We start from the raw sequence: 17,762 nt of genomic DNA on the forward strand, positions 1-17,762 counted from the left end.
CCACTCAATCCGAGGCAAGCTGTTTGCAGAACTCCGCAGTCCAGGCCTGCACGTTATCGTCGCGCACGGTTCCGATCATAGCCTGATACCGCGCCTGGCGTTCTTCCAGTGGCATGTCCAGAGCGGTGGCGATCGCGCTCGCCATCGCGTCCGGGCTGTGCGGATTGACCAGCAGCGCGCCCGTGCCATCCGCTTCCAGTTGCCGGGCCGCGCCCGCAAAATCCGACAGGATCAGAACGCCAGGATCCTGAGGGTCCTGCGCGGCCACATACTCCTTGGCGACCAGGTTCATCCCGTCTCGCAAAGGGGTAACGAGCCCGATCTTGGCCGCGCGAAAGAAACCGAACAGCTCGGCGTGGCTGTACCCCCGGTTCACATACCGGATAGGCACGATATCAACCTCTGAGCGCGCGCCATTGATCTGACCGCATTTCTGCTCGAGCAGCGCGCGGATCTGCTGATAGCTTTCAACGTCTTCGCGGCTTGGCGGCGCGATCTGGATGAAAACGAGGTCGCGGGCTCTTTCCGGATGCTCGTCAAAAAAGCGTCCGATCCCGTCAATCCTTTCCGGCAGGCCCTTGGAATAGTCGAGCCGGTCAACCCCGATCATCGCCGTGCGATGGCGGGTCGAGGCCAGCAGACGCTTCTGCGCGCGGCGCGCGTCATCGGTTTGGCCCTGCGCCTGAAAGTGATCCCAGTCTATTCCAATCGGATAGGCCCTGGCTGTGGTGGTGCGACCCTCAAAGGTTACACGTCCCGATTGCGCGTCGACCTCGGCCCCCAGCTCGTTCTCGCAATAGTGCAGAAAGCTGGAGAGCCATTCCTCGGTCTGAAAACCAATAAGGTCATAGGTCAGCATCGAATTGACCAACCGCTCGTGAAACGGGAGCGAGGTCAGCAAACGCGTCGGCGGCCAGGGAATGTGCAGAAAGAAGCCAAGGCGGTTTTTAAGCCCGCGCGCGCGCAGCCGCTCGCCCAGGGGAATGAGGTGATAATCGTGCACCCACACCAGATCCTCAGCGTCGATCAGCGGTGAAACCCCTTCGGCAAAGCGTTCGTTCACCCGCTCATAGACTTGCCCCGTGCGCTTCTCGAATTCGGCCAGATCGATGCGGTAGTGAAACAAGGGCCACAGCGTCGAATTAGCGTATCCGTTGTAATACTCTTCGACCTCTTGCGCGCTGAGATCGATCGTCGCGGTCGTCACGCCGTCCGTGCGATCGAGATGGATGGTTTCCGAAGGGATTTCGGTCTCTTCCCCGGACCAGCCAAACCAGATGCCGCCGCGATCCTTAAGCGCTGCGTTCAGCGCTCCCGCCAGCCCTCCCTGCGCGCCGGCGGCTCCGCGCGCCTTGGGCACCGCCACGCGATTGGAAATCACGACAAGGCGCCCGTCTCCCGCCATCAACGCACCTCGCTCCAGGGCCGGGACAAAAGCCCCGCGCAATTGATCACTCCCACCAGCGAATAGGTCTGCGGGAAATTGCCCCACAACTCGCCCGTCTCGTAATCGAGGTCTTCGGACAACAGGCCCGATCGGGTCATGTGGCTCAGCATGCTTTCGAACAGAATGCGCGCCTCTTGGGTTCGCCCGGCGAGGTGCAAAGCTTCGATCAGCCAGAAGGTGCAGACATTGAAAGCGGTTTCGGGCGCGCCAAAGTCATCCTCGGCGGCGTAGCGCAGCATGTGCTCGCCGCGCCGCAAGTGCTCTTCCACCGCGGCAAAAGTCTGTTGGAAGCGTTCGTTATCGGGCGAAAGGAAACGCAGCTCGACCATCTGAAGCAGGCTGGCGTCAAGATAGTCGCTTTCGAAGCTCGCCCCGTAATGGCCGCCTCCAAACGCGTTGCCACCGTTCGATTTCCACGCCTTCTCCTCGATCGTCGCCGCAATCGCGTCGGCCCGCTCGCGCCACAGCTGGGCGCGATCCGGTTTGCCGATATGCTGCGCAACATTGGCAAGCCGGTCGCACGCCGCCCAGCTCATGACCGCGGAATAGGTGTGAACCTCCTGCCGGGTGCGAAACTCCCACAGGCCCGCATCCGGCTTGTCGTGCATCGCCCAGGCCATCTTGCCCACCTGTTCCAGGTTCTCGAAATCGCGCTCGTCCGAAGGACGCAAGAGCCGGGTGTCGAAGAACCCTTGCGCGCTGGGCAGGACAATCTGGCCATAACAATCGTGCTGGACCTGTTTATAGGCCGCGTTGCCGCGCCGCACAGGGCCCATTCCGCGATATCCCGCCAGATAGCTGGCGGTGGATTCGTCCAATTCGCTGTCGCCCATCACCGAATAGAGCGGCTGGATCTGTCCGCCGCGCGCCGTGTCCACGATGTTGCGCAGATAGGCGAGGTAGTTCTCCATCACGTCGAGCGCGCCGAGCCGGTTCAGGGCTTGCACCGTGTAATAAGAATCACGGATCCAGCAGTAACGATAGTCCCAGTTGCGCTCCGAATTCGCGGCCTCGGGGATCGACGTGGTCAACGCGGCAACGATCGCCCCCGTTTCCTCGTGCTGGCAGAGTTTGAGCGTGATCGCGCAGCGGATGACCTCCTCTTGCCATTCGAGGGGGATCGCCAGCATCCTGACCCATTCCTGCCAGTATTTCCGGCTCTTCTGCTCCATCGCGCGCACCTCTTCGCGCAGATTTCCGAAGAAGGGTTCGTCCGGACCCAGGAAGAAATGCGTGTCGTGCTCGATCCGAAAACTGCGCTGATCGAGAACATAGCCCACCGGCGCGTCGGTCGAGAGGCGAAGCGCTTGCGGCCCGACCAGATAGCGCACGTGGTTGGTGCCGTTGGTGGTCTCGGCAAGGCTCGCTCCGTAATTTTTCGTCGGGCGCAGGATGACCTTGACACGCGGATTGCCGGAAAGCGGGCGCAGGATCCGGGCGAAGGCCACCGGGCGGTACATCCGGCCCGAGCGCTCGTAACGTGGACAGAAATCGAGCACCTGCACCGCGCTGCCGTCTTTCGCGGTCAGCGTCGTCAGCAGATGTGGCGTGTTGCGGATGTATTCCTGATGGACCTCGCACTGGCCTTCGATTTCGAACCGCCAGATCCCGGCGTCGCGCTGGCTGTTGTTAAGAAGCGCGGAGAACACCGGATCGCCATCGACGCGCGGGGTGCAGCCCCATACGAGCGCGCCGGTTTCGTCGATCAGACCCGAGACCTGGCAATTGCCGACGGGCCAGAGTTCGAGATTCGATTGCGGGTCAGACATGAAAGGCTGTCATAGGCCGAGCCAGCGATAGACGGAAGCGACATCGGGCAATCGGTGCTGCGCGATCGTGGGCTCCCGATCCCCGACCAGTATGCCCGTCCCTCCAAGCGCGGTGCACGCAGCCATCCCCTTTTCATCGGTAAGGTCGTCACCGATGAAACAGGGCCGCGCGCCAGAGAAGGCTGCCGTCTTCATGAGGGTGCGAACCGCGCTGCCCTTGTCGGTGTGAGCGGGAACCAGTTCGATCACCGATTTGCCCGCTTGCGCGGACCATCCGTGCGCTTTGGCCAGCGCTTTGGCAAAGGCTTGAGCGGCCGGGCCCCTGATTGGCAGCGCGCGGTAATGCAGTGCCGCGCCGTGCGGTTTGGCCTCGTAATCGAGCCCTTCGCGCAAGGCGTATGCGCGCATGGGCTCGGCGATGGCGTCGGGCACGCCTTCAGGCGCCGCGCCCAGCCTGGTCCCCTCAGCCGTCCGGATATCCGCGCCGTGCGATCCGGCGCAGGTCACGGGAAGAGGGCCCCCAAGGTAGCGGGCAAGATCCTGAAGCGAGCGGCCGCTCACCAACGCGCACGCTCCGTCAAGGCCGTCGGACAGGGCGGCGAGCCGCTCGCCCAGGCGGGCGGGCACATCGATAGCGTCCGGCGTAGGGGCGATCTCGACCAGAGTGCCGTCGAAATCGACGAAGAGCGCAACCGGCCCGGCCTCGCGAAGGCTGCCCAGCAGGGGCGGAGGGGACAGCGGGCTCGCGGTCATCAAGGGCATGCCATAGCCCCTGGCGGCGGAGCGTCAATGCGCGCGTTTCGCTTTCGGAGTTCCGCCGTTTTCAGCGTACCAGGGACCTTGCGAACCGGCCAGGTCCACGCCCGAACGCCCCCTCTAGCCGAAGAACTCGGGTGTCATGTCCTCGATAGCGGTGAGGGTGATGGGGCCTATGATGGACGGGGTGATGGGCGCTGCGCTTGGAGCGATGGCGGCGTCGTCCACGCTTGCGTTGGCGGGCGCTGCGTGGGTGGTGCTGGCGGCGAGCTTGTTGGGCGCGGGCGCTTCCTGCGCGGTTGTGAACCAGCCATCCCACGTGCTCGCATCGTAGCCGTTGGCGGTGAGGTAGTCGATCACCTGTTGTTCGCTCTGATAGTTGGCGTAGCGGATATTGCCGTCAAACTCCATGATCGCGCGCAGATAGGCGGTGCCGTCGGTGAGCGCGAAATAGACCTCCTGCAAGCCGTCGCCATCGTAATCGTCCGCGCCCAGCACGCGGTTGATGTTCTCGATCGCGAGATCGTTCTGAAAGCGCTGCTGGCTGTCGAAATCGCTGAAGCGATCGACGATTCCGGCCTCGACCAGCGGGTCGATATAGATGCCCGCCACGCGCGTCTCACCCGCCCAGGAATGGTCGTCGAAATAGATGAGGCCATCCTCCGCCGTGCCGACCGTGGCAAAGCGCGCGATATTGTCGTTCACCAGGATCTGGTCGATGTCGCCATCGCCGTTCACATCAGCCTCGCCGATCCGCAGCCAGAAACCATCGCCCCCCAGCGAATTTCCGTCGAAGTCCTTGATGTTGCTCATCGCCGACTGATACGCAGCCGGGTTCGTTGCGCTGAAGTCGACCGAGACGCCCGTGCCCGGGCGAAGGCGCAGCGTCTCATCGTCGAATTGCAGAAACTCCACGCCGGTCAGCGTGTCCATCCCATCCGCGCCCACGACACGGAAGACCCCGGTCGAGATCTGGGTGACCGAATAGAATGAGCGGTTGCCCGAAACGACCGCCGTGTCCACGTTCGATCCGCCGTCAAGCGTATCGTTGCCAAGCCCGCCGGTGAGCCTATTCGCCGTATCGTTCCCGATCAGCGTGTCGTTGCCACGGCCCGCCACCGCGTTCTCGATCACGGTTCCGCGCGCAATACTCATATTGCCGACGCTGCCGCCGACATTGGAAAAGCTTTCGGCCTCCAGATTGATCAGCTGATTGGACGAGAAGGTCGAATAATTGACCGTATCGACGCCGCCATTGTCGATGATCACGAAGGCGAGCAGATTGCCGAAATTATCGGTCGCCGCGTTGCCCACGCCAAGGGATGCGCGCCCGCTGGTGTTCCCGACGCCATAGACCGTGTCGCCGGTGCGCGTGGTTGTCACGGCGCCATAGGACTGCTGGACCGCGACGATATCGGCCGACATCGGCGTCACCGCGAACTGTCGGCTGAAGCCCAGATCGTTGAAGAAATCGTTCTCGACCTGATCGAAATACGACATGACGGTCGTCGCCCAGGAATCGTTCGCGTAAAGCGCGTCCTGATCGTAGCTTGCCTGCGCGTTGTAGTCCCCGCCATGGCGCAGGCCCAGCGCGTGACCGACTTCGTGCACATAGGTCTGGAAAGAATAGCTGTCCAAACCCGTGTCGTAGGTGTTGAGCCAGTCGGTCGAGACGTTCACGGTCGAGCTGGTTATGAAGCCATTGGTGCGGATCGTCTGCGCGTAGGCGCCGCTATCGGTGTCCTGAAAGGTGATCTGCGCTCCCGAGGTCACCTCGACGAACCGGATGCCGGTCGCATCGCTCCACAGCGCCAGCGCTTCGCGCGCCAGAAACTGCCCTTCCGCGGTGAGCGTCGAGACATCGACCGTCAGCGTGTCGCCCTCGCCCGCGTCCCAGCGGCGCAAATTGCTAGGATTGCCGCTTGAGCCCAACAGCAATTGCTGCGCGATCTGGTCGTTGGTGTACTCCTGAAGCGGGCCCGCAACGCCGGCGCTGATCTGGAAGGTGCCCTCCTCGCCATCCGCCCAGCCGCCGACATCGATGTAGTAGGTCCCACTCTGGGTCGGGGTGAACCGGACCGACGAATAGATGCCCAAGCTGTCATCGTTGTACGCTTGAACCTCGCCAGATGCGTCGCGCACGCTCAAGATGGTATCGACGTCGTACAGACCGCCCGTGTCGCTCGTCTCGAAAACGTAAGTCTCACCCGCCACCAGCGTCACCGCGTACCAGTCGCGATCCCCGGTCTCCTCAAGAACGCCAAAAATTGGCGATCCGTCGAGCGCAAGGTCCTGGCTGGCGGTCGCATTCGTGTTGCCAACCGCGTCATCGAGCGGGCGCGAGCTCGACAGGACGTAAACGCCCGAATTGGCCCCAAAGCCGCTCACATCGAGGAAGTACGTGCCGGTGCGGTTCGCCGTGAAGGTGATTTCGGAATAGTACAGGAATTGCGAGGAGTTCGCGTCGTCGTTGGTGACGATTTCGTTCCCCGACAGATCGCGCAGTGTAAGAACGCTGTCGGGCAGACCTCCTGGCGGCAGGTAGACGGTGAAAGTGTAGACCTCACCCTGAATGAGGTTGATGCTGAACCAGTCACTGTCGCCGCTCTGGTTGATTTCGTCGATCACGTTGGCGCCGGGCGACAATCGGCCCTGGGTTGACGTATCGCTGCCGGTTTCGGGTCCTGACGGCGGCGAGCTTCCCGCCCCCGACGTCACCGCGTCGTCGAGCTTCTGCTGGTAGCACGCAACACAGGCGCAACTGTGCGCGTGGATCACGCTTTTGAACGCGTCGCTGAAAGACGTCGCCGGGGCGAACGCGGTCTGGACCGGGTCCAGTTCTCCCCCCTCGTATCGATCTAGAAACTCGCGAAACACGCTACGTCACTCTCTTACCCGCTTGCGCGTCAGCGAGTGTCGTTCGCCCGCCGCGCCAAAACCTTCCCCAATTCCTGCGCCAAGGCGACAACATCGCGCATGGTCAGCGACCTGTCCGACACATCGATTGCCATGGGCGGAACAACCCTTACGTTGTTTTGCGAAGCATCGGATATTGTCGCCTCTATTGTGGAGCCTTTGATCACCTTAAGCGCGATGTGAAACCGCTCAGCGCCGCTCTCTTCGCCCGCCGCGCGGATCAGTTCCTCGCGAAAGTGCGCGCAGATCTCGGCGTCGCTGGCGGGCGTTAGCACCCCCGCTGCGCCCTCGATCCGACACCCGCCCGGCGGCCCGTCATGGCTCGGTTCAACCACGGACGCGCCTGCCCAAACGGCGGGAAACAAAGACAAAGTTGCGAGAAATAGTACGCGTCCAACCATCGAAAAAGCGTGAATTCGCGCTCAAACCCCTTCGAGCGCTCCCCTCAACCGCACGACTAGAGAGCTCGTCTGGCAAGGACAAGGCGCGGATTGAGCCTGGGTGAACGCGCTAGCGAGGCACATGGCGAGAACGCAACGCAATTACCGCGAGAATGGAGTTTTCTACCTGCCACTGGCGTCGCCCCTTGGCGCGATCCAGGTGACAGGGAGGGGTTTTATAGGCCCGTCATGGCGAAAGGCCGGATGTCGACCGCGATCGGGGACCGATCCGCCCGAGGGCGAACCGCCCCAGGCCGATCCTACCTAGACTTGGACGGCGCGCCTGGTCAGGCGCCGCCCGTGAGCGAAAGCCAGCAGCACGCCGCCAATCACGGTGGGGATAGCCTCTTCGATCCCTAGCCCTTCGGAGAAGAGACCGAAGACCACCAGCGCTGCGCCCAGCCCGGCGGGGACGAGAAAGTTCGCCACGCGCGCTGCAGGATCGGTCAACGCGACCGTCCCCGAGGCGAGGATAGCGAGCACCGCGAACACCCAGTGGACCCACTCCGCTTCGGCCGCTGCGGCGGCAAACGGAAGAGCCACCGCCACCATCGGCAACGCCACACAATGCGCGATGCACGCCAGACTCAAGAAGACCGCCGCGCGATCGGTTTGGCTCCTTACGGGCGAGGTGGTGGTGCGTTGGGACGTGGTCATCGGGCGGCTTGTCCGTCTTGATGTTACAATATATCATGATGCTTTGCGCCATTGGCCGCGCAAGGTCAACCGCCGATCCCTTCTGCGAAAAGGCGTGCAAGGGCAAGTTCAGTTGTCGTTGGCGGGCTCTGACACGGTAACGCCCGGTCTCTCGGCGATCTCGCTGAGTGGCCAGAAGGCCGGAATGGTCTGCCCGTGCTTGTCGACTTCAAGGGTCATGCCGCGCCGGATGCCGAAGTTCTGCAGGCACACCATGAATTCCGGATCAAACATTTCGCCGTTCTTTTTGCACCCTGGACGCCGGGCACCGGCCACCGGCTTGCCCGGTGCGTCTCCGGGCAGAAACTCCTTGTTCTCCGAGCCGTCCGCCGTGCTCAGCAAGATGGTTCCATAGGGGTTGGCGAGCCGCAGCGAGGCGATCGAGCTCACCTCAAGTTCGTTCACCAGCAGTTCGTAGGCGCGCAGGGCCTGGACGATCGCGTTGTCGACACGGTCTACCTCCGGCTCGAACACCGCGGTCGTCGGCCCGTTGCGTAGCACATACATCCTGGGCAGTTTCTGATTCTGGTCGAGCAGCGAATAGAGCTCGCGCCCCAAAGAGCTGACCAGCGTCGCGTAGCGCCGGGCAAACGCCTCCCCGAGCTCGGAGATGAAGACCGAACGCCGCACCCCGCCATCGAACAAGGTGACGCCCGGATCATCGTCGCTCGCTCCCGCTTCCTCGACCACGCGCAATTGCTGATGGAACACCGGCATTGCGGAGGAGGCGAGCGTTGTCGCGAGCACGCAATCCACCGCCTCGCTCGTCTGGGGATTGCCGCCATCGCCGTCGTCGGGCTGGATTTCGCTCACCATCCGCTTCATGTTGACCGAGCGAAAATTGCCGTCGTGCCCCTGCACGATCCCCACCATCGTGGTGATCGGCGAATGCGCGATCTGATCGACCAGTCGGCGATCGGGAAAGGGATCGCCCGCATAGCCGCCGTCCGCCTGCCGCACACCGTCGCGAAAACCCCATCGGCTCTCCAGCACGCGGCCGACATGGCCTCGCAGTTCGTCCGTGCCGGCGACCGAGCCCTGAAGGATCACCGCGCCAAACCCATCGTAATCGACAAGCTCGCTCTGATCGGCGGGCGCGTAGCTATCGAGCATCTGCTGCAGGGCCGCGATGCGCGTCTTCCTGAGCTGCGAACGGTCAAGCACGACCATCAGCAGCAGCGACTGGAGGCTGCCGGTGCTCACGCCTGTGATGACGCCGATATCCATGGCGTCGAGAGGGCCGAAATCGATCGCCCCCTCATCGTCCACGATCACGCGCTTGCCTTCCGGCGTGTCGAGCAGGCACGGCACCGCATCGGCGTCATACGCGGTCGAAACCTCCTGCCGACACACCATGCCAAGAAACAGGCCCGCGCCATACGCGCCCCACTGCCCGCCGCCCGACAGCAGCAGGACGTTGCGCGGCGCGAGCGTGGAGCGGACAACGATCGTGTTCTTCGCCGACGGGGTGATGGCGCGATCATACGCGGTGCGCAGCCGGCTGCCTTCCCGCTTGAGTTGGTCTTCGTTCATCCCGAAAGCGGTGTCGCCGATCACCTCGTCCATCGCCGAAGGGGCGCCGGTCTTGGCGGCCGGTTCGCTCGGCGCTTCGACGCCCCGGTTCTCGACCCCGTAGCGCTGGATATCGCTGATGATCGCGTGCGGCCTGGGCTCAAGCGCGAAGTCGTCAAACCCGCGGCACGCAATGTTCTGCCCGCCGCGCGTGGAGGCGCAGCCGCTCACCAACACCGCCGCCATAGCCAACGCCAGACCCGCTCTGCCCACCACAAATCTCCCCTGACACCGCCCACCCGACCGGCCCGCAGCATCGCCAAGCCTATCGATTTTTTGCATACAATAATTGTTCGAAACAGACGATACGCTGGGAGCCAGCCAGTAGGAAAGGGACGCGTTTGATGCAGATCATCGAAATCGACGGCGGGGATTGGCTGGATGAGCATCGCACCTGCGATCGCCGCGCGCTGCGGGTGTTCAAGGTGAAGGCGGGCCCTGCGGGCGCCCTGGGCGAGGATCTGGTGCGGCGAACCGCGACGCTGGGCGCGTTGATGGACGATCTTGCCAGCCAGCCGCATCCCGTTGCGATCACCGGGTCCGCGTGGTCGCAAGCCGACCTTTTTGCATCGCCCGGTGTGCGGATCGACACCGCGCTCGATCGCGCCGTCTGGCCCGTCCCTGCCGACGCTCTGGTCCCCGAAGCCGAGAGCCAGGCTGAGCGCTTCGTCATGGCGAGCGGCGGCGCGAAGCTGGAAGACATCATGCGCTTTCTCGACGCGCGCGGCCTCTCGTTTCGCACCGCCGGATCACACAAGGGTCAGTCGATCGCGGGCGCCATTGCCACCGGTACGCATGGATCGCTGCTGGGTGAGATGGGGCTGGAGACGCATGTGCGCGGGCTTCTGTTCGTCAGCGGGTCCGACGCCAAGCACTGGATCGCCGATCCGCAATGCCCGGTGCTGAGCGAGGCTTTCATTCGCACTTTTGCGACCCCTGCCGACCCCACTTTGTTCGACGACACCTTGGTCCATCTGGGCGGGCTCGGCTATTGCGCGGCCGTCCTGCTTGAAGCGGTGCCGCGCTTTGGCCTTTCCTGGAAAAAGGCTCTGGCCCCGCTCGCCCCTCAATGGTGGGACGCGGTGGGGCAGGCGCAATACGCGCGCGCGGCCGAGGCGCTTACCGGCCCCAATCCGCCCGCATTCTATGAGATCACCTTCGATCCCAATAAGGGCCTCGATGAAGAGGTCATGCAAACCCTCTATTGGCGCGAGGACTTGCCACAAGGATACGCCGCCGCGCCCGATCCCCCGGCCCCGCCCGAGACGCGCGACGCGCTCGACCTCCTGGTTGACGGGATCAACGCGTTCTCCGCGCGCATGGTCGCCTCGCGCAGCGCCAAGGACGACAGCGACGATGATCTTGATGAGGAAGACGCCCTGTTCAGCTTCGGCCGCCGTCTGCGTCTGCTCGACATCGCCAAGATGATCTTCGGGGACTTTCGCGAGGAGGTGGAAGCAAAGCCGGTCTCGGACCGCCCTGAGAGCCTCCTTGCGCTGACCGGCGACTGGAAGCCGCGCGAGGTGCTGGGCATCCGGGTGGACACGTTCAACGCTGCGCTCGCGGTACCTGTCAGCGAGCTCAAGCGGGCGCTGGAAATCGGAAACCGCGTTGCGGCAAAGTGGCGCAAACATTTCGTTTTCACGGTGCGCTTCGCGGTCAAGAGCCGCGCCTCGCTAAGCTTCCTGCGCTTTAAGGACACCGCGATCGTCAATATCGATGGCCTGACGCGCGCCGGGATTGCGGGGTGGATTTCGCACAGCGACGAGTTTGCCCGCGATTTCACCGACGCTCTTGAGCAGGCGGGCGTGCCGTTCTCGATGCATTGGGGCAAGGACATACCGAGCGACGCGGCCAAGATCGCCGCCGACTTTGGCGAGGCCGCCGTGCGTTACCGGGCGGCGCGCGCGGCGCTGGTGCCGGAAGGTCTGCGCGCCAGGCTTTGCCCGCCCGCACTGGAGCGGTGGGGGCTCGCCTGATCTACACTATGCGAGCTAATCCTTTGCGTGTTCGGCGCGCGCAACCTCGTGCAGCCAGTCTGCGTGGCGCGGCGCTTTCTTGGTCTTGCTCCATTCCTTGAGCATCAGCGGCGCGACACGCTTGAGTTCGTCATATTGCTCGGTCGTGCCGATATCGGCGGCAAGCTCCACACGGTGCCCATTGGGATCGAAGAAATAGATCGACTTGAAGATGCCATGATGCGTTGGGCCAAGCACATCGACACCCTGCGCCTCGATATGTTTCTTGGCCTTCAGCAATTCCGCTTCGCTGCCCACGCGAAAGGCGAGGTGCTGCACCCATTGCGGCGTGTTTTCATCGCGGCCCATATCGGGCTGGTTCGGCAATTCGAAGAAGGCGAGCACGTTGCCGTTACCTGCGTCCAGGAAGACATGCATGTATGGATCGTAGGCCCCGGTCGAGGGAACGTGATCCTCGGCAAAGGCGGTGGTGTAGTCCATCCCGAGCACGCGGGCGTACCACTCGACGGTCTCTTTGGCGTCACGGCAGCGATAGGCGACGTGGTGCACGCCCGCGAGAGTGACAGGATGATCTGTCATAACCCTAACTCCGTTCGCCCCGAGCCTGTCGAAGGGCTGTCCTTCCTTTTGCTCCGTCGCTCAAGAAGAAGAGCGGTGCTTCGACAGGCTCAGCACGAACGGGTCAGCAACAGCTGTGCTTTATTCAGCCGGTTCTTCCTCGACCTCCAGGGCTCCGCGGCGGATCTGGTCCCGCTCCATGCTTTCGAACAGGGCCTTGAAGTTGCCCTCGCCAAAGCCATCGTCGCCCTTGCGCTGAATGAACTCGAAGAAGAGCGGACCGACTTTCGCCTCGGCGAAGATCTGGAGCAACAGGCGCGGAGTTTCGCCATCGGTCGTCCCGTCGAGCAGAATGCCACGCGCCTGAAGCGCGTTCACGTCTTCGCCATGGCCCGGCAGCCGCTCATCGAGCATTTCGTAATAGGTCGCGGGCGGCGCGGTCATGAACGGCACACCCAGCTCCTTAAGCTTGTCCCAGCACGTCACGAGGTCGTCGCAGATCAGCGCGATGTGCTGAATGCCCTCACCGTTGTAATGACGCAGGAATTCCTCGATCTGGCCCTTGCCGCTCTCGCCCTCTTCGTTGAGCGGAATGCGGATCTTGCCGTCGGGCGCGGTCAGCGCTTTGGACGTGAGGCCGGTGTATTCGCCCTTGATGTCGAAGAAGCGGATTTCGCGGAAGTTGAACAGGCGCTCGTAGTATTCAGCCCAGTATTTCATCCGCCCGGTGTAGACGTTGTGGGTCAGGTGATCGATCGTGTGAAAGCCCGCGCCCTCGGGATAGGGATCGACGCCGGGCAGATAGTCGAAATCGATGTCGTAGATCGTCAGGCTCTTGTCGGCTGCGCCCGCGTAGCGATCGACGAGATAAAGGATCGCGCCGCCAATACCGCGAATGGCGGGGATCGAAAGCTCCATCGGGCCGGGCTGATTGGGAACCGGCTCCGCGCCTGCCTCGATTAGATGCTCATACGCCTTGGCCGCGTCGCGCACGCGGAACGCCATTCCGCACGCGCTGGGTCCGTGTTCCTGCGCGAAGTACCAGGCGGCGCTGCGCGGCTCGTAATTGACGACGAGGTTGATCCCGCCCTGGCGCCACAGATGGACGTCTTTCGAACGGTGTTTGGCGACAAGGGTGAAGCCCATCGTCTCGAACACCGGCTCAAGCACGCCTTTTTCGGGCGCGCAGAATTCGACGAATTCGAACCCGTCGAGGCCAGCCGGGTTCTCGAACAGATCGCCGGGATGGAGGGAAGCCTGGATTGCGTCGTGTTTGGTCATGCCTTCTTGCCTTCTCGAACGCGCGCCGGGGATGCGGGCTCGGCGTCATGGGGATCGGGGTCGCACCCGGTGGGCGCGTTACAAACTGGTTACGGTTGTAACCATTTACGCGCTTTGCGCGCCGATTGCAATCGCAGAAACGTCTCATTTGGTTGAATGCTCGAATCCCGGCTCCAGGGATGTACTTTATCAACTAAACCCCCTTTCAAGCCGCTCTACTTGTGTGCAGATTGGCAGCAGCGAAGGAGAGCGGAGATGATCAAGACCAAGGGCATCAACCACGTCGCGCTGGTGTGCCGCGACATGCGCGAGACGATGAAGTTCTACACGCAGGTCCTCAACATGCCGCTGTTCAAGACGGTGCAATTGCCCGATGGAGGCCAGCACTTCTTCTTCGATTGCGGCGGCGGGAACGCGGTCGCCTTCTTCTGGTGGGACGACGCCCCGGAAGCCGCGCCGGGGATAGCCTCGGTCAAGAAGTTTCCGTTCGACGCCAAATCCGCCCACGGCTCGATGAACCATCTCGCCTTCGATATGGAAGAGAGCGAGTTGGAAGCCGCGCTCGACCGGCTGGAAGAAGCGGGCGTCGAGCACACCCATATGGTCTTCAACCACGACGACAGTCCGGGGGGCTACGCCAAGGACATGCACGAAGGCGTGTTCGTGCGCTCGGTCTATTTCACCGACCCCAACGGCATTCTCCTGGAATTTGCAGCGACCACGCGCGAATTCGGACCTGACGACGTGAAGCACGATCCGGCGGGCGTCGCCGCGCCGCAGGAGGCGTAAGGCGATGCCGCGTCTGCGCGAAGTGCCGCTTGGCGAAGCGGATGAAAAGATTGCCAAGCCGCTCTACCGCCTGCTGTTCGGAGAGCGTGATCCCGTTGCCGAACCCGGCACCGCCACGGGCACGCCGGGAGACTGGTGGACGGTGTTTGCCATCTCGCCCGCGACGTTGAAGCACGCTGCGGAAGGCTTTGCCTATTACCGCTCGCCCGAGCGCAAGCTTGATCCTGTCCTGCGCGAGCTGGGGCAAACCTGGGCCGGATGGGCGGTCGGTAGCCAGTTCGTATTCTCGCAGCATTGCAAGTCCTTGCGCGGCCTTGCCTACCCCGAAGAGAAGATCGCCGCCCTACCCACCTGGCAAACCTGCGACCTTTTCGGCGCGAAAGAACGGCTAGTGCTGGCCTATGCGGACCGGCTTGTGTGCCATCAGGGCCGCGTTCCCGATGCGCTTTTCGACGAACTCAAAGCGAGCTTTGGCGATGAGGAAATCCTTGAGCTCACCTATGTGACCGCGATGTACATGATGCACGCCGTTATAAGCCGCGCGCTGCGCACCGAATTCGACGACCGCGACGATCCGATCACCGAGGTCGAGGCGCCCGAAGGGTTCGACGCCCTCGACTTTCTGGGAGGCGAAAGGAGCTCCTAAAGGCCGGGCGTCGGCGCAAGGCGTCCGATATTTCGGCCGCGATCATCGCGCGACACGCGCAGTGTGTCTCCAAAAGGTTCACCCCCTTCAAAGACAGCGCGAGTCGCCTCGTCGTTCAGATCCGCGTTGCCCGCCATGCGCCCGCCGCTTTCATCGCGGCCAATCCAGATAGCCTCAGCGCCCTTCTTGGTGTGGTGGATCGTGTAGGTCTCGATTGTCGCTAGCTCAACCTGGGCTGAGCCCAGCGGCACCGCGTCCTCGGCCTCGGGCAGAACTTCGAAACGGTCGTTCGCGGACCAGTCCGCTGGTGTCGTTGAGTAGACGCCAGAGGAATACTTGCTCATCCACCCTCCATTGGCGCCCACGAAGGCAAAGCTCCTCGCGTCTTCGCGCACCCGCTGCACCGCTTCGGCGATGGCGTGGGCGGAGTAGTTGTTCCCGGCTCCGCCGAAGAAGGGGAGACCACCTGTCAGCGTCAGGCCGCGCGGGTCGTCCACGGTCAGGCCAAAATGGTCAATCTGGTTAAAGACCGGAATCGCAAAGCACGAATAGAAGTCGAGATAGGCCATGTCCTCCATCCCCTTGCCCGCGCGCGTCAGGGCCGCTTCCACGCTGGCGATACTGGCAGGGCAGGCGGACAGGTCCGGACGCTGCATCAACGGCAATTCGGTCGCGGCGGTGACGGCGTGGATGTGCACCCACTTTTCTTCCGGCACGCCCAATTCGCGCGCCTTGGCGACGCTGGCGACGATGATCGCGGCGGACTGATTCACCTGATCACGCGCAACCGTCATGCGAGCGTAGGGCTCGGAGACGATGCGGTTGCGCTCCGTAATTGTGGCAAGTTCCTCAGCCGTACGTTCCACCGGAGCGGCGGCGTGCGGATTGGCGGCGGCGACGCGCGTGAAAGGTTCGAACAGCGCGCCGATCTCAAGCCGATACGCGTCCAGGCTCATGCCGCGCTTGGCTCGCCGCGCGTTTTCAGCGAGCGCGTAGAGCGGGATCGCGCCGATCGCACCATGCTGGAACAGCGAGGGTTCGAGCAGCTTGTCGATGCCATAGCCCTGATCTTCGAAGTCGCCTTCAATCTCTTCGGACCAGTCGGGGGTTTCGCGACTGGCTGCGAGCGCCAGCGCGGTCGAGATCGCCTCCGCACCGACAATCGCCGCGCACTGGCTCTCGCTGGCCGCAATCGCGGTGGCGAACTCGCCGAGGAGCTGCTGGTTGGTCTGACCGCCGGTTGTCGTAAGGATTGCGCGCGCAGGGTTGGCGCCGACACGGTTTCCCATGGCGCGCGGAATGTTGCTCGCTGTGCCAAAGGGCGGCTCGCGACCTGGCCGCGAGATTTCAAACGCTCGGATCGCGGCGAGCGTGTCGATAGCCTGAGCTACCGAGCCCCTCGCGCCGCTATCGGCGATGGCCTCGGCGAGCGCCCGCCCGCCGAGATCCATGTAATTGAGGCCTTCATAGGTCGGTTCGCCCACACGCTCCGAACACTGACCGACGCCGATGATGACCGGAGTCGTATCGGCAACCTCGCGTGCCTTTTCAATCAACGAAGTCGTCCACGCGCTCGACGATAATTGCCGGGGCCATCCCGCCGGCTGCGCACATCGTCACGAGGCCGTAGCGCTTGTCCTGACGTTCGAGCTCATCGACGATGGTCCCGATCAGGATCGAGCCCGTGGCGCCAATCGGGTGGCCCAGAGCAATCGAGCCGCCGTTGACGTTGACCTTGTCCCAATCAAGATCGAGATCGCGCACGAACTTGGCGGCGACCACGGCGAAGGCCTCGTTGATCTCGAACAGGTCGATCTCGTCCAGCGTCATGCCGGCCTTTTCGAGGACTTTCTTCGCCGCCGGGACCGGCGCATTGAGCATGAGCGTGGGATCATCGCCCATATTCGCCGTGGCGACAATGCGCGCGCGCGGCTTGAGACCATGCTTCTTGGCGTATTCGCCGCTCGTCACGAGAACCGCCGCCGCGCCGTCAACCACGCCCGAGGAATTTCCAGCGTGATGGAAGTGTTCGATTTCGAGATCGGGATACTTCTGGTTCACGAGGCCGCGGAAAGTGTTGCCCTTGGCATCGAGCGGAACGTCGGCGATCTTGGTGAATGCTGGTTCAAGCTTGGCAAGATCTTCCCTCGTTGTTTGCGGGCGCGGGTACTCCTCGCGGTCGAGGACCACCGTGCCGTCATCGGCCACCACAGGCACAACCGACTTATCGAAGCGCCCTTCGGCGATGGCTTCAGCGGCGCGCTTTTGAGAACGGTAGCCAACTTCGTCGAGTTCTTCGCGGGTGAAGCCCTCCTTCGAAGCGATTGCGTCGCCGCAAATGCCCTGGTGGGATTGCGGGTGCACCCCTTGCAGCCGCTCGTTGTAGCTGCCCATCATCATCGGCTTGATGCCTGCCTGCATCTTCTCTTTCGACATGGCCGCGGTCAGGCTCATCATCTCGGTGCCTCCGGCCACGATGCAGTCTTCCATCCCGCTTATGACCTGCGCGGCGGCCAGGTTCACACTGGTAATGCCCCCGCCGCAGAACCGGTCCAGTGTGGTGCCCGACGAGGTGACGTCATAGCCCGCATCGAGCGCGGCCATACGACCAAGATCGCCCGCTTGCAGGCCGTCCTGGGTGGAGACCGACCAGATCACGTCGTCAACGGTGGCGGTGTCGAGGTTGTTGCGCTCCTTGATCGCCTTCAGAACCGTCGCGGCCAGGTGCTGCGGGTGTTGCTCAGCCAACGCACCTTTGCCCTGTTTGCCGATACCACGCGGGGTGCGCACAGCGTCGATGATGTAAGCTTCAGCCATTGGGGGTCCTCTCTCCTAGAATCTCGCGAATAGCGGTTGACGCTTGCGTAAACGCACTGCACCACGCGCACAACAATCAGTTTCGCATCGCAACGC

General features: G+C 63.0%; 14 protein-coding genes. 3 read left to right on the forward strand and 11 right to left on the reverse strand.

The window, feature by feature from the left end:
• Window positions 1-4: 4 nt before the first annotated feature.
• The 7 genes from QNI87_RS10805 to QNI87_RS10835 form a co-directional block, all read right to left on the reverse strand.
• The gene (locus QNI87_RS10805) at window positions 5-1,405 is read right to left on the reverse strand and encodes a trehalose-6-phosphate synthase (RefSeq protein WP_300596322.1); all 1,401 of its coding nucleotides are present in this window, start codon (window positions 1,403-1,405) and stop codon (window positions 5-7) included.
• On the reverse strand, window positions 1,405-3,216 hold the full coding sequence (locus QNI87_RS10810) for a glycoside hydrolase family 15 protein (protein ID WP_300596324.1): 1,812 nt from the start codon (window positions 3,214-3,216) through the stop codon (window positions 1,405-1,407). The genes QNI87_RS10805 and QNI87_RS10810 overlap by 1 nt, the downstream gene beginning before the upstream one ends.
• A 9-nt stretch (window positions 3,217-3,225) precedes the next feature.
• Complete coding sequence (gene otsB, locus QNI87_RS10815) at window positions 3,226-3,978, reverse strand: trehalose-phosphatase (RefSeq protein WP_300596326.1); 753 nt, start codon at window positions 3,976-3,978, stop codon at window positions 3,226-3,228.
• A 114-nt stretch (window positions 3,979-4,092) separates the two neighbouring features.
• On the reverse strand, window positions 4,093-6,849 hold the full coding sequence (locus tag QNI87_RS10820) for a M10 family metallopeptidase C-terminal domain-containing protein (RefSeq protein WP_300596328.1): 2,757 nt from the start codon (window positions 6,847-6,849) through the stop codon (window positions 4,093-4,095).
• Between the two features lie 29 nt (window positions 6,850-6,878).
• A complete protein-coding gene (locus QNI87_RS10825; RefSeq protein WP_300596330.1) occupies window positions 6,879-7,223 on the reverse strand; it encodes a hypothetical protein in 345 nt (114 codons plus the stop codon).
• A 369-nt stretch (window positions 7,224-7,592) separates the two neighbouring features.
• Window positions 7,593-7,985 (reverse strand): MerC domain-containing protein, encoded by a 393-nt coding sequence (locus tag QNI87_RS10830; protein ID WP_300596332.1) that lies wholly within the window; start codon window positions 7,983-7,985, stop codon window positions 7,593-7,595.
• 108 nt (window positions 7,986-8,093) lie between these two features.
• On the reverse strand, window positions 8,094-9,878 hold the full coding sequence (locus tag QNI87_RS10835; protein ID WP_300596334.1) for a patatin-like phospholipase family protein: 1,785 nt from the start codon (window positions 9,876-9,878) through the stop codon (window positions 8,094-8,096).
• Window positions 9,879-9,940: 62 nt separating this feature from the next.
• Here QNI87_RS10835 and QNI87_RS10840 point away from each other — a divergent pair, with 62 nt between their 5' ends.
• Window positions 9,941-11,575, forward strand: coding sequence for a hypothetical protein (locus QNI87_RS10840; protein WP_300596336.1), 1,635 nt, complete (start codon window positions 9,941-9,943; stop codon window positions 11,573-11,575).
• A 15-nt stretch (window positions 11,576-11,590) separates the two neighbouring features.
• On the opposite strand, the gene QNI87_RS10845 is transcribed toward QNI87_RS10840, so the two are convergent.
• Window positions 11,591-12,154 carry a VOC family protein gene (locus QNI87_RS10845; RefSeq protein ID WP_300596338.1) on the reverse strand — a complete coding sequence of 188 codons (564 nt, stop codon included), beginning with the start codon at window positions 12,152-12,154 and terminating at the stop codon, window positions 11,591-11,593.
• A gap of 120 nt (window positions 12,155-12,274) precedes the next feature.
• On the reverse strand, window positions 12,275-13,414 hold the full coding sequence (hppD, locus tag QNI87_RS10850) for a 4-hydroxyphenylpyruvate dioxygenase (protein WP_300596341.1): 1,140 nt from the start codon (window positions 13,412-13,414) through the stop codon (window positions 12,275-12,277).
• Window positions 13,415-13,669: 255 nt separating this feature from the next.
• Here hppD and QNI87_RS10855 point away from each other — a divergent pair, with 255 nt between their 5' ends.
• Window positions 13,670-14,203 carry a VOC family protein gene (locus QNI87_RS10855; protein WP_300596342.1) on the forward strand — a complete coding sequence of 178 codons (534 nt, stop codon included), beginning with the start codon at window positions 13,670-13,672 and terminating at the stop codon, window positions 14,201-14,203.
• A 4-nt stretch (window positions 14,204-14,207) separates the two neighbouring features.
• The gene (locus tag QNI87_RS10860; RefSeq protein ID WP_300596343.1) at window positions 14,208-14,849 is read left to right on the forward strand and encodes a carboxymuconolactone decarboxylase family protein; all 642 of its coding nucleotides are present in this window, start codon (window positions 14,208-14,210) and stop codon (window positions 14,847-14,849) included.
• On the opposite strand, the gene QNI87_RS10865 is transcribed toward QNI87_RS10860, so the two are convergent.
• Entirely contained in the window at window positions 14,846-16,405 is a 1,560-nt protein-coding gene (locus QNI87_RS10865) for an acetyl-CoA acetyltransferase (protein WP_300596345.1), read from the reverse strand. The two genes, QNI87_RS10860 and QNI87_RS10865, sit on opposite strands and share 4 nt — an antisense overlap.
• Window positions 16,398-17,666, reverse strand: a complete 1,269-nt coding sequence (locus QNI87_RS10870) for an acetyl-CoA C-acetyltransferase (RefSeq protein WP_300596347.1) — start codon at window positions 17,664-17,666, stop codon at window positions 16,398-16,400. The genes QNI87_RS10865 and QNI87_RS10870 overlap by 8 nt, the downstream gene beginning before the upstream one ends.
• Window positions 17,667-17,762: the final 96 nt, after the last annotated feature.

The organism is Erythrobacter sp. (genome assembly GCF_030066995.1).
Lineage (GTDB): Bacteria > Pseudomonadota > Alphaproteobacteria > Sphingomonadales > Sphingomonadaceae > Erythrobacter.